We start from the raw sequence: 12,604 nt of genomic DNA on the forward strand, positions 1-12,604 counted from the left end.
AGCGATTAGCGATTAGCAATTAGCGTTTAGCTGTGGAAATTTAAGGTTTCAGGTTAATGAGACGCAGCACTTAACCGGTGACAGCATGCAATAGCAAAACCCCTGAAATCATTAAGCTAATAGCTAGCCGCTCAATTCAGGATATAGCATAAGCAATGCTTCCACCACTAAGAGATCCAGATTTGCCCTGCCTCCCAGCGGTAGATTTCAACTGATTATTATACCATTTTCACCTTGATTGCATTATTTTTTACCATATTTTTCACGCAGAATCCGGTGCAGTATTTTTCCCGTACCGGTGCGTGGCATTTCATCCGCTGAGATAAAAATAATGTTCTTCGGACACTTATATGGTGCCAGCTGAACCCTGGTCATGGCCATCAATTCTTCAGCGGTAGCACTCTTCCCATCTTTAAGGATGATCACCGCCGTCACCTGTTCCCCCCATTTTTCATGAGGAAGACCGATAACCGCCAGGTCAAAAACAGCTTCATGGGCAGCCAGAACGTTTTCCACCTCGGAAGGATAGACATTTTCACCGCCGGTAATAATCATATTCTTCTTACGATCAACCAGATAATAATAACCATCGTCATCCCGGCGGGCCATGTCCCCGGCACTGAAATATTCCCCGACAAAAGCTTCAGCCGTTGCCTCTGGCAGCTTATAGTAGCCGTCCAGAAGCATGGGGCCACGTGAATACAATTCACCAACTTCGCCCTGAGCCACTTCATGCCCATCTTCATCCAGAATCTTTATCAGATCGGTACCTGCCGACTCTTTGCCGATGGACCCTGGCCTGGTCAGCTGGTCTTCAGGCATCAAGGTAGCAACAATCCCGGCCTCGGTCGAGCCATAGCCTTCATAAAGTTCAACCCCCGGAATTAATTTAAGTATTGCTTTTTTATGTTCAATCCGGGCCGGTGCCGAAGAACAGAGCAACTTCTTGATGGAAGAAAGATCATAACCTTGCAGTTTTTCTTCCGGCAAACTGAAAATAAGATTGTAATGGGTCGGGATCAGCGAAAGAAAGGTAATCTCCTGTTGCTGTACGACCTCGAGGATATCTGCCGGCCTGAAAGAGCGGGCTGGGTGAATATAATTCCCGCCACCCAGATAGGTCACCGTAAAAGAGAAAAAAGTTGTATTGACGTGACAAAGGGGCATACAGGTCAAAACCATATCCTTTGGCCCGAAAAAAAAGTCACAGCCGTTAATCAGGTAAAAAGCAATATAGGATTCATGGGAGCGAACCACCCCTTTGGGACGCCCGGTAGTCCCGGAAGTATACAATAATATCCATGGGTCCGCCGGTTTCACTGACGCTTGCGGCTCATCTTTTGTCTGCGCCGCAAGCAATTCCTCATATTCCCGGTAACCATCCCGGGCCGAACCAATAACTATATAATTTTGGATTTTTGTCAGTTTATCGTGAATCTGCTCAATCACCGGCACAAATTCATCATGGACGAAAATCGCTTTGGCATCAGCATTATTGGCAATATATTCAACTTCGGGAGCCACCAGGCGAAAATTAATCGGATTTATAACAACCCCGATTTTAGCACAGGCAAGGTACAACTCACAGATTTCAATGCAATTTTCCAGGAAACAGGAAACTGTATCGCCTTTTTGCAGTCCCATGGCCAGCATGGCATGCGCCAACTGATTAACCCGCTGATTAGATTGGGGAAAAGTAAAACGCCTGTGTTGATCACAAAAGGCGATATTTTGCGGATATTTAACTGCATTGACCCGAAAAATTTCACCCAGATTCAGCCATAATGCCATAACAAGTCTCCTACTATTTTCAGTACTATTACACTCAGCTCAACTTTCTTAAGTTACTTCTAAAACAGCTGAAAAAAATTTCCCGGGATGTTCCGGCATGGCTCTCGCTCATTCTCGCCGGCCGTCCATGGCCGGCTTCCGAGGCGTCCGCCGCGAATCACAATGGGGGACAGTTTTAAAAACTGTCCCCACCCAGGCGGCCAATACCGCTATAAGCCAAGCCCGAACATCCTGCATACCCTATCCCTGGCAATACAAGTTAGAAAGTTGAGACTCAGGATAGTTTAATTCTGACATCCACGAGACCAGGCTCCTGGCCACGGGGATAGACAAAAATGGGGTTCAGATCCATTTCCTCAATTTCCGGATGATTATCAAGCAGGATTGAGAGACGCCCGATAAACTCCTCTATCTTTTCCAGATCCACGCCTTCCTGCCCACGAACACCGGCCAGAATTGGATACCCTTTAATTCCCCTGATCATGGCGGCAATATCCTCCTTGGAGAGAGGATTCAGTTTAAACACCACATCTTTAAGGACTTCAACAAAAACCCCCCCCAATCCAAAAGCAAGCACATGGCCAAGTTCAGCATTTTCCCGGTGGGCGCCAAGCATCACCTCCACCCCGGGATTAAGATACTTCTGAATAAATACCTGGCTGGAAGGAAAAGTACGACTTAATTCAGCAAAAGCTTTTTCCACTGCTTTGTCAGTTTCAAGATTTAAAAGTACGCCACCTGCATCAGACTTGTGAACCACATCTTCCGATTCCACTTTCAAGGTTACCGGATAACCGATTTCCGCTGCCGCCGCCAGTGCCCCGGACATATCACTCACCTCACCATTGGCGATAACCGGCAACCCATAAGCATCCAGAAGGCTGAAAGCATCTGACTGGGACATGAACTGGCGGCCAGAAGAGCGGGTCTTATCGATCAACCGGATGGCCACAGACGGGTCAACATCGGCATAGCTCACCGGAGTAGAATCATGCCGCTCTTTCAACTGGGCATAACGGGCCAACGAGGCAGTCACCCGGCCGCCAACTTCAGGCATATCAAAGGTTGGAATACCGGCATCGGCAAAGATTTTCAGGGTTGTTGCCCAACCTTCCTTTTCAGTCATGGCCACCACAATCATCGGTTTAGAGGCATTTTTTGCCACTTCCACCAATCCCCGGGCCACTCCTTCCGTATCAACAAAAAACGGGGTGATAAAATTGACAAAGACGATATCAACATTGGGGTCTTTCATCAAAGTTTCGGCTGCCAGCTGATAATGTTCCGGAGTAGCTGTTGCCAGAACATCCACCGGATTGGCAATTGATGCCTCCGCGTAAAGATTTTCGCGCAAAGTCTCCTGACTGTCCGAAGATAGTTCAGCCATTTCACAACCACGCTCAATAATTTCATCGGTAACAATAATTCCCGGACCGCCGGTGTTGGTAATAATCGCCAGCCGGTTGCCGGTGGCCACCGGCAGGGCCGACAAGGCCCTGGCTGCCTGACACAGCTCTTCCTCATCGTTAAAGGTCAGGATTCCACATTTTTCCAACAACAGGCTGGTAGTTGTATCCACCCCCATCATGCCACCGGTATGGGAAGATACCGCTTTGGCCCCCAGCTTGGTTCGCCCGGTTTTCATTGCCAGAATGGGCTTGTTTTTTGTGATTTCAGCCGCAACCCTGGCAAAACCGGCGGCATCCGACAGGGTTTCAATGTGGAGAAGAATAACCTTGGTTCCTGGGTCATTGCCCCAATATTCAAGGATTTCAGTGGCATTGATATCCGACTGGTTGCCATATGATGCATACATCCGAAAACCGAGTCCCATTTCATACAAACGGTTATTGATAACTTCCCCCACGCCGCCGGACTGGGCCATCACCGAAATAGTCCCGGGAACCATTTTCGTAAAAGTAAAATTACAATAGGCCCGCACTTCAGGATCGGAATTCATCACTCCCTGGCAATTGGGACCAAAAACTCTGATCCCGTATTTTCTGGCAATCACCAGCATTTCCTCTTCGAGCTTAATACCATTAGCCCCGATTTCACGAAAACCAGCAGTGTTAACGATCACCACTTTGACCCCTTTTTGGCCGCATTTCTCAATTTCAGCCAGAACTCGGGTATTCTTAACAATAATGTGCGCTAGATCAACATCAAGTGGCACTTCGGTAATATCTTTATAGGCAACAAAATTTTTGACAAAAGGGGCTTTCGGATTGACGGTGAAAATTGGACCTTTATAGCCACTGTCCACCAGATTCTGGACAATCCGGTAGCCAATGGTCAATTCCCGGTTTGAAGCGCCAATTACCGCTACCGATTTCGGCCTGAATAGTGCATCCAACATTTTCAATCCTCCCCTTTATCTCATTCTATTTTATATTTTTGTTTAAAAAACTATCCTGATACTATCACCTAAGCTGAGCGATTAGCGATTAGCGATTAGCAATTAGCAATTAGCAATTAGCAATTAGCAATTAGCAATTAGCAATTAGCAATTAGCAATTAGCAATTAGCCTTTAATAATCAGAACTTTACGTTGATTAGTAACAACACCCATCGGATGAACATGTATAATATTAAACATCTTGTAATCATTGAGCTAATAGCTAAGTGCTAAAAGCTAATCGCTTAATTCAGGTATCACTATAATGCCGCTAATGGGTGCTGTTTCAGCGCGACATCGTGAGATATGAAATTCTCACAAAACCATCACAAATTCCTGGCTGTCAGGGCAGCCCCAAAGGCACCCATGGTTTGAGGATGAGGGGCAATAACCACCTGGCTTTCGGTCATTTCAGCCATCATTCGGGCAATGATCGGATTGTGAGCAATAACACCCCCCGTCAGCACCACTTTGCCGACAATGGCATCCATTTCCACCACCCGCTTGACCACCGAACGAAACACACCCTTAACAATATCTTCAGGTTTGGCGCCGCGGCGCAGCAATCCAAGGATCTCGGTGCAGCTGAACACGGTACAAAAAGAGCCAATAGTAACTTCATTTTCACTCTTTTCCGCCATCCCATTGAGGCTGCTTAATTCAAGCCCCAGGCGATAGGAAACTTCCTCAATAAAGGCCCCGGTCCCGGCCGCACATTTGCGATTCATGGAAAAGGTTTCCCGCTCACCGGCAGCGTTCACCCGAATAATCTTATTGTCCTGCCCACCGATATCGATGATGGTCAGGGCTTCAGGGTAATAATGATAAGCTCCGGCAGAATGGCAGAGAATCTCCGTACGCATTTCATCGGCAAAAGCCACATTGCGCCGGCCATAACCGGTGGAAACTACTCTTTTGACCTGCTGCCGTTCAACCCCAAGAGATCCAAGAACCTGGCTGAAAACGCTTTCTGCAGCCCCGGCAAAATCAAAACCACTTTTATCTACCGCATCGGCCAAGAGCTTACCTGATGAATCAACAATGGCAACCTTCGTAGTAGTGGAGCCTACATCAACACCAGCAAAAAGCCCCATAGCCATTATATCCGCTCACCCAGCTGTTCAATAAAAGCCTCAATCTTGGTGATTGCCTGCTCTTCTGAATAACAGCGCAGGTCATTGAGATCGCCATCAATGGTTACGAACGGTAAACCGGCTTTTTCCTGCAGCCGCTGGGGCAGACCATAGCGGCAGTTGGTATTAGCAGGACAGGTCTTGGCATCATGAAAAATCACGCCGTCAAAATCGAAGATATCTTTCATCTTGATATAATAGTCTTCTTTATAATCATCATCACGAACGATAAACAGCTCGGTATAAGCACGGGCCATGGAATCCCAAGGATCATTTCCGTCCAAAGCAGTAAAAATCCAGCTATTACAATAAGTTGAAGCTATAACATTGGTTTTTAAGCGCAAAAACATTTCAGCATTTTCCCGCAGCTTGCCCCAGATGGGCATCCCTTCCCAATAAATCCTGAATTTCTCACCCGGAACCGCGGCTACTCCTTCATCTACCCAGCCCCGCAATTCCTCCAGCAGAGTTTCATAGTAATCAATCGCTATCTGGGTCCCACGCGCCACCACCGCCGGCCCCATGTGAATGGTACCATCAAAAAAGGTCAGGGGGCTGGGCTTGTTGTTCGCCATTTCCAAAACTTCTTTCCAGAGATCAGAACATTTACGGGACATCCAGACGGTTTCCGCCAGTTTATCCATATCCAGTTTATTGCCGGTGATCGCCGTCAGATCAGCCGCCAGCTTTTTAAACTGCCCGGAAATCCCCAGTATGTGGGTTTTTGTAACTTCGCCAACGTTGACATAACTCTCAATCCCCAGGCAGGGAACATCCCAGCGGCGGGCATACCACTCAAACCAGTCCTTAACGTCACGACACTGATTGGTATTATAAACCAACACATCCGGTTTAGGGATAGACTCAATCCCATAAATTTTAGTCAGGGGGGTAAAACCCTTCAAATACGCGCCGACATCTGCGGTCAGGTAGGAGCAGATTTCCGGAGAATAACCGGCGGCATTAGCAACTGGGATATAATCGGTCGCCGTCCTGGTTGCCCCGAGAATAGCAGAATGATTCTCCGGGAAATAAACGAGGAAACCCATGGCCCGCAACAACTCCGCCGGTCCGACACTGGTACACCAGGCAACTTTGGGATTCCCGGACTTCACTGCCGCATCTATCTCATAAAAGTGATCTGCCATCACTTTCTTCATTAATTTTGCGGTTTTTAACCTTCTTATTTCTGCCATTGATTATCTCCTTTTAGGGAATATATTTCTAAAATAGCCGATCCATTAAACGAACCACATCGGCTTCGGAAAAGCAATATATATACCATAGTAAAGGAAACGGTGTAAGGTATAGGGTGCAAGGTTAGCAATTCTAATTACGGAGCCTAATGGGGTTCAGAACTGAAAATTGACAGTTTCAGCCAACGTGATTTCGATACGTTACACGTCACTGGAATCGCCTCAAAAGTCATAATTAGAATTGCTGGTGCAAGGTGTTTTCCTTATACCGTAAACCGTACACCGTACATCATTAGATGTCTCTGAAAAAACAATCGTGAGGCTGAGATATAATCAGGACAGATTACGACCAAGATCAGGAGCGATAAAAATTAAACCAAAAACCGTAAATTTTAACCGAAAGGCCAGCGAGAAAGGGGAAGGGAATTTTATGAGGACTCAGGATAAATTATTTCACCTGAATGACGAAAATTATAGCCGCGAAACATCTCAGTTCTCAGCGTCAGTTTTTCCGGTTCAAGCAAAGAAAAGAAATCTTTGATCGGATGGGCAACAAAGCCATCTTTTAAGGTCACCAGATCAAATCTTTCCTCAACCAGGGGAATAAAATGTAAACCCAGCAGATCAGCCACATACTCAATTCCCACCCCGACATCGGCATCATTTCTCAGGATTGTCAGGCCAACTTCCATATGCGTCACCTTTTCACGTTGATAGCCATTTACCTGAGATGGTGAAAGCCCCTCTTTTACCAACTGATAATCAAGGATATAACGGGTTCCGGAACCATCGTTGCGGTTGATAAAGAGAATATCCCGGCGGGCTAAATCACTGATTCCCTCTATCCCCAAAGGATTATCTTTCGCCACCAGCAAACCCTGCCGGCGATAGGCCAGGTTAACCACCAGGTATGGTTTGGCATGCAAATGGACGGCTGCATAAGGAAGATTATATTCACCGGTGGGTGGGTGAAAAAGGTGTACCCCGGCAATCTGGGATTTACCGGCAGCCAGGGAAAGAAGTCCCCGTTTGCTCCCAAGAGCTGCATGAAAAACAAGATGCCGGGGGAAATGAATCCGGTTAAATTCTTCAATCAAGCTCAAGAGCAAGGGGTCATCACTACCGGCCAAAAGGATATTTTTCGCCAGCGCTGTCTGTTCTTCCAGCCAGCGGTTAATTTGTTCACGGGGGAAAAGCCATTTACCAACAACCCGGGTACAGGGAATACTGCCCTCCCGAATCAACCGATAAACCTTTTTTTCATTAATTTTCAGGAAAGCTGCCACCTCCCTGGTGGTCAGTAATTTCTTGTCATTCATCTATAAAGGTTCCGGTCAGCGCTTACCGACAATTTCATACTCATCGCGATGTAAATGATCATCTTTTCTGATGGTTATCTTTTTCTCCAGCTCATATTCCAGAGAATCCATGGTAAGACTTTCCATGTCATAAAGATAATCTGCAACCTCAGGGCTGACCTTTACCACCAGCTCCAGGATTTCCTCTGCATAGGAATAGCTTTTTATTTCCCGAATAATTTCATAAGTAACCGTATTTATAGATTTTATAAATCCCCGACCATCACAATAAGGACAGTCATCGCAAAGAACCCGCACCAAGTTGTCACGGGTGCGCTCACGGGTCATTTCCACCATTCCCAATTCAGAAATTTTTAATACATGAGCCTTGGCTTTATCCCTTTTCAGAGATTCTCCCAGAACATCATAGACCCGTTCCCGATGTTTTCTATCCTCCATGTCAATAAAATCAATAATTATGATGCCGCCGATATTCCGCAGGCGGAGTTGAAAGGCTATCTCCTTTGCTGCCTCGAGATTGGTTTTCAGGATGGTATCTTCCAGATTCCGTTTACCGACATAGCGCCCGGTATTGACATCTATGGCCGTCAGAGCCTCTGTTGTTTCAATAATGATCGAGCCTCCTGATTTCAGCCAGACCTTCTTATCCAGGGCTTTATTGACCTCCATTTCCACATCATAAGCCTGGAATAAAGGCTGCACTCCCCGATATAATTCAAGAGAACAATCCATCCCGGGAAAGAAGGTCGAAACAAAATTTTTCAGCTGCTGATATTCACTTTCCGAGTCAATCAACAGGCGGTCAATATCGGCAGAATAGAGGTCACGGATAAGCCGCTGCGGCAAGCTTAAATCCTGATAAATGAGAGACGGCGCCGGGTTATTTTCATACTTCACCTGGATATTGCGCCAAAGCTTCAGCAAAAAATCCAGGTCATGGATCAAGGCCTGTTTATCTTTGCATTCGCTGGCAGTTCTGACAATCACTCCCATATCCGCGGGCTTGACGGACATCACCAGTTCCTTGAGGCGCTGGCGTTCTTCTTCATCAATAATTTTACGGGAGATACCGACATTATTCACCGTTGGCAATAAAACCAGGTACCTGCCGGCCAGGGAGCTGTAAGTGGTAATACGGGCACCTTTGGTACTTATGGGCTCACGGGAAACCCGTACCAGAATATCCTGACCTTCCTGCAGCAGATCGCCGATCTGGCGGTCAGGAGCAATCCGCCCATCGGCAGAATCATCCCCAAAAGGCAAGAGTTCTCCTTCCTGATCAGCAAACACGGTAGAAGATTCATGGCTTTGACAGACATCTGAAACATAGAGATAGGCGGCTTTCTCCAGGCCGATATCAACAAATGCCGCATCCATCCCCGGTAATACCTTCACCACTTTTCCCTTATAAATATTGCCGACAATTCCCAGGTCCCGGCTACGCTCATAGAAAAGCTCGGCCAAAACCCTGTTTTCCATCAAGGCCACCCGGGTTTCGGTTTTCGTGACATTCATTAACAGTTCGGCTGACATGCAACCTCCTCATTGTCAGGTTCAAGGAGATAACTTCTTCGTTTTATCACCGTGTACCCATCAGTCACCCGCTCACAACTTCCCAGCAGGACTGAAACAAAATCAAAGATATTTGGGTTCCTGCCGTCCACCACCCTGAGGGTCACCAGCAGAGAAACGGCATCCAACATTTCAACTGCCTGCAGATGCGGGGCAAAGTCAAGGGTAATTTTCTTCCCCTTTTTCCGCCGGACAAAAACCAGTGAAGTTGATTCCCGGCCCCGGGCAAGAAATTCCGGCAGCCGTTCTCGCAGTTCAGGATCCTCAAACGTAACCTGATACTGACAGGACTGCAAACGTTGACTGATGGCCGGCAGCCCGGCCGGCAGGACCTGACAATTAATTAATTCCAGGCCCACCGGCATGTAAGATGCCCATTGCGATGAAAGGCTGCTTGAAGTTACCGGTTTGAGAGCAAGAAACTCCATGAACTCCTCCTCACTGCTCAACCCCAGAGGCAACGCATGAGCAAAGGTCAGCCGGGGATGGGGATGAAATCCCTGGGAATAGGCCAGGGGAACACCCAAACGCTGTAATCCCCGGATGAACAAGGTCACCATTTCCAGGTGGGAGAGGAAGGTCAACCGGCCACCGCGTCGATAGGACAAGAGATACTTCCATCTTTCCCCTGAAGCTGGTTTCTCCTGCAAGGCCGCACTGGTTACTGTTGTGGGTCCGGCATCAGGCTGAATTTTCAGACTTATGCCGGTCGATTCATGACACACCCCACATCCCTGACAACCACTGGTCCGACAATCAGGTGTTGTTTCCTGCCTAAGGGCCTTTTCTCGTTCGGACAACAAAAAAGATGGATCAACCCCAACGTTTATATGCCCCCATGGCAAAGTATCCTCTATCGTGAAAGTACGAGATACCTGCTGTTCCAGATCAATCCCAAAATGGGAAAAAGCCTGCTGCCAGCCGGCATAGAAAAACTTGTCAGTCCAGGCATCAAAGCTGCATCCATTGCGATAGGCCGCACATAAAACCGGCCATAAGCGTCGATCGCCGCGACTGAATATCCCTTCCAGCTGGCTTACCTTTCCATCATGCCATTTCAGTTGCAGCCGTCTGGAGACAGATTTAATCCGCTTGAAAAGAAATTGCTGCCGGCGTTTGGTTTCTTCAAGGCTGATCTGCGTCTCCCACTGAAACGGGGTATGTGATTTGGGCACAAAGGTGGAAACGGAAATAGTAATCCGTTGCCGTTTATTTTTTGCCCGCCCCAGGGCTTTGAGACATAAATCAATAATCCCCTGCAAATCTTCATCTGTTTCGGTAGGCAGGCCAATCATAAAATAAAATTTCAGCAGATCCCAGCCATTATTAAACAGAGCTTCCACTGTTTCCAGAATATCCTCTTCTGTCAGACCCTTGTTAATCACATCCCGAAGACGCTGGGTCCCGGCCTCAGGAGCAATGGTAAAACCACCATGACGGCCACCCTTCAATGCCTGCAGCAACTCTTCGGTCAAACAGCCAGCCCGCACTGAAGGAAACGAAAGGTTTACCGGCTCCCCGGCAAATTCAGCTTTCAAGCCGCTAACCAAAGGTAAAAGCTGGCTGTAATCACCAACGCTCAAGGAAAGCAGCGACAGATCATCAATACCTGTCTGTTCCCGGCAATCTCTGGCTCCGGCCAGCAATTCTTTAACGGTTCGTTCCCGTAGCGGCCGATAAATCATCCCGGCCTGGCAAAAACGGCAGCCACGGGTACAGCCACGGGAAATTTCCAGGGCCAATCGATCATGGACGACATTGATCAATGGTACCGGCGGAGACACCGGCAGTGGTTCCTGAGATATATCCCGGAAGATACGCCGCCGCACCTGATCATAGCCTGATTTCAGAGACGTTATGCTATCCAGGCGATCATTTTTCCAGGTCATGGAAAAAAAGGCGGGAATATACACCCCTTCGATGCCGGACAGTTCATGCAGCAAATCCTTTTTGCCGAGCTGCCTCTTTTTTGCTGCCAGAACTGCCTGGGCAATTTGCGGAAAAGCTTCCTCGCCATCACCCACCAGGATGGCATCAAACAAAGGGGCTACCGGTTCCGGGTTCACCATGCTGGGACCACCGGCAATAATCAAAGGAAAACCCGGACGATCTTCTGCCGCCAGGGGAATTCCGGCCAGGTCAAGCATGGCCAGAACATTAGTGTACGACATCTCGTACTGGAGAGAAAAACCAACCAGATCAAACTGACCCAAAGGAGTTTGACTTTCAAGGGAAAAAAGCGGGGTCCGAAACTTTTTCAGGTTGGCGGCAAAATCATCCCAGGGAGCAAAAACCCTCTCACAGTAAAGATCATCCCGGCGGTTCAGCAACTGGTACAACAGCAGAAAACCGTAGTGGGACATGCCGATTTCATAGACATCGGGAAAAGTAAGAGCAAGATGCAGCTGCTCAGGTCGTCTATCCTTATGAACCGCGTTTATTTCATGGTTCAGGTAGCGCCCCGGCCGGTTAACGCCGGCCAGAAGTTTATAGTCCATAGGATTCCCGGAACCAGGCAACCCCACGGGTGATATCCGCGGGATTATGGGGTTCGAAGGTATAAGCCCGGGGTTCAATCTTCAAGGTTGAAATTTCCCTTTTGAATGCGGCAAAGTCAATCAAACCATCGCCTGGCACCAGGTGATCATCAAAGCTGCCGCGATTGTCATGGAGATGAAAGGAAAAAATACGATCTCGCAATAAAGACAGCCACTCATTAAGGTCCACGGTTCCAAAAAGATTCCAATGGCCAATATCAAAGCAACAGCCAAATCTTGGAGAATCCACTGCATCCATCAACATTTTCAAACCGATGGGTGAGGTTTCAAAAATATTTTCCACCGCTATGTACGTATCTGCCTTTTCCGCTTCTTCCACCAGCGGTTCCCAGAAACGCCTGCTGTTTTCAAGCCACATGGACATATTCAGCGCATATTTCCAGCGGTCGTAACCGGAATGAAAAACCACAACCCGGGGATGTAATACTTTCGCCAGTTTCAGTGCCTGTTGAAATCTCTTCCTGGTTGCATTCACCACCTGGGGATCAAATCCTCCCGGTGAGAGGTCAATAAACGGCCCATGCATGGTGCAGGGCAGCTGCAAATCCCGCATCCGTTCAACCAGGGGCATCAATACCGACAGATCATCACATTGCTGTAAGTCAGGAGCAGGAGTATAAATTTCCGGGCCGACCCC

The 12,604-nt window shown here is 47.7% G+C and carries 9 protein-coding genes; 1 reads left to right on the plus strand and 8 read right to left on the minus strand.

Features of this window, described 5'->3' with window-relative positions; all coding sequences use genetic code 11:
- Positions 1-243 precede the first annotated feature (243 nt).
- The gene (locus tag U9P07_05795; GenBank protein ID MEA2108914.1) at positions 244-1,791 is read right to left on the minus strand and encodes an AMP-binding protein; all 1,548 of its coding nucleotides are present in this window, start codon (positions 1,789-1,791) and stop codon (positions 244-246) included.
- A gap of 97 nt (positions 1,792-1,888) precedes the next feature.
- Between U9P07_05795 and U9P07_05800 the strand changes: the two genes are divergently transcribed.
- The gene (locus tag U9P07_05800; GenBank protein ID MEA2108915.1) at positions 1,889-2,062 is read left to right on the plus strand and encodes a hypothetical protein; all 174 of its coding nucleotides are present in this window, start codon (positions 1,889-1,891) and stop codon (positions 2,060-2,062) included.
- Positions 2,063-2,065: 3 nt separating this feature from the next.
- Here the strand turns inward: U9P07_05800 and U9P07_05805 are convergent, their stop codons facing one another.
- From U9P07_05805 to U9P07_05835, 7 genes are all read right to left on the minus strand, one after another.
- Entirely contained in the window at positions 2,066-4,150 is a 2,085-nt protein-coding gene (locus U9P07_05805) for an acetate--CoA ligase family protein (protein MEA2108916.1), read from the minus strand.
- Between the two features lie 365 nt (positions 4,151-4,515).
- Positions 4,516-5,289, minus strand: coding sequence for an acyl-CoA dehydratase activase (locus U9P07_05810; GenBank protein ID MEA2108917.1), 774 nt, complete (start codon positions 5,287-5,289; stop codon positions 4,516-4,518).
- Positions 5,289-6,518, minus strand: a complete 1,230-nt coding sequence (locus U9P07_05815) for a 2-hydroxyacyl-CoA dehydratase family protein (protein MEA2108918.1) — start codon at positions 6,516-6,518, stop codon at positions 5,289-5,291. The genes U9P07_05810 and U9P07_05815 overlap by 1 nt, the downstream gene beginning before the upstream one ends.
- A 428-nt stretch (positions 6,519-6,946) precedes the next feature.
- A complete protein-coding gene (locus U9P07_05820) occupies positions 6,947-7,837 on the minus strand; it encodes a helix-turn-helix transcriptional regulator (protein MEA2108919.1) in 891 nt (296 codons plus the stop codon).
- Positions 7,838-7,852: 15 nt separating this feature from the next.
- Positions 7,853-9,370, minus strand: a complete 1,518-nt coding sequence (locus tag U9P07_05825) for an Rne/Rng family ribonuclease (GenBank protein ID MEA2108920.1) — start codon at positions 9,368-9,370, stop codon at positions 7,853-7,855.
- The gene (locus U9P07_05830) at positions 9,352-11,907 is read right to left on the minus strand and encodes a TIGR03960 family B12-binding radical SAM protein (GenBank protein ID MEA2108921.1); all 2,556 of its coding nucleotides are present in this window, start codon (positions 11,905-11,907) and stop codon (positions 9,352-9,354) included. Before U9P07_05830 ends, U9P07_05825 begins: the two co-directional genes overlap by 19 nt.
- On the minus strand, positions 11,897-12,604 hold a 708-nt coding region (locus U9P07_05835; GenBank protein ID MEA2108922.1), incomplete at its 5' end, for a sugar phosphate isomerase/epimerase family protein. The genes U9P07_05830 and U9P07_05835, both read right to left, overlap by 11 nt.

The sequence above is a fragment of the Pseudomonadota bacterium genome (assembly GCA_034660915.1).
In the GTDB taxonomy this organism is placed as follows: domain Bacteria; phylum Desulfobacterota; class Anaeroferrophillalia; order Anaeroferrophillales; family Anaeroferrophillaceae; genus DQWO01.

What these genes read in the sequence shown, in the direction of transcription:
- U9P07_05795 (MEA2108914.1), bottom strand. Translation starts at nt 1,791, where the DNA reads ATGGCATTATGGCTGAATCTGGGTGAAATTTTTCGGGTCAATGCAGTT.
- U9P07_05800 (MEA2108915.1), top strand. Translation starts at nt 1,889, where the DNA reads ATGGCTCTCGCTCATTCTCGCCGGCCGTCCATGGCCGGCTTCCGAGGC.
- U9P07_05805 (MEA2108916.1), bottom strand. Translation starts at nt 4,150, where the DNA reads ATGTTGGATGCACTATTCAGGCCGAAATCGGTAGCGGTAATTGGCGCT.
- U9P07_05810 (MEA2108917.1), bottom strand. Translation starts at nt 5,289, where the DNA reads ATGGCTATGGGGCTTTTTGCTGGTGTTGATGTAGGCTCCACTACTACG.
- U9P07_05815 (MEA2108918.1), bottom strand. Translation starts at nt 6,518, where the DNA reads ATGGCAGAAATAAGAAGGTTAAAAACCGCAAAATTAATGAAGAAAGTG.
- U9P07_05820 (MEA2108919.1), bottom strand. Translation starts at nt 7,837, where the DNA reads ATGAATGACAAGAAATTACTGACCACCAGGGAGGTGGCAGCTTTCCTG.
- U9P07_05825 (MEA2108920.1), bottom strand. Translation starts at nt 9,370, where the DNA reads ATGTCAGCCGAACTGTTAATGAATGTCACGAAAACCGAAACCCGGGTG.
- U9P07_05830 (MEA2108921.1), bottom strand. Translation starts at nt 11,907, where the DNA reads ATGGACTATAAACTTCTGGCCGGCGTTAACCGGCCGGGGCGCTACCTG.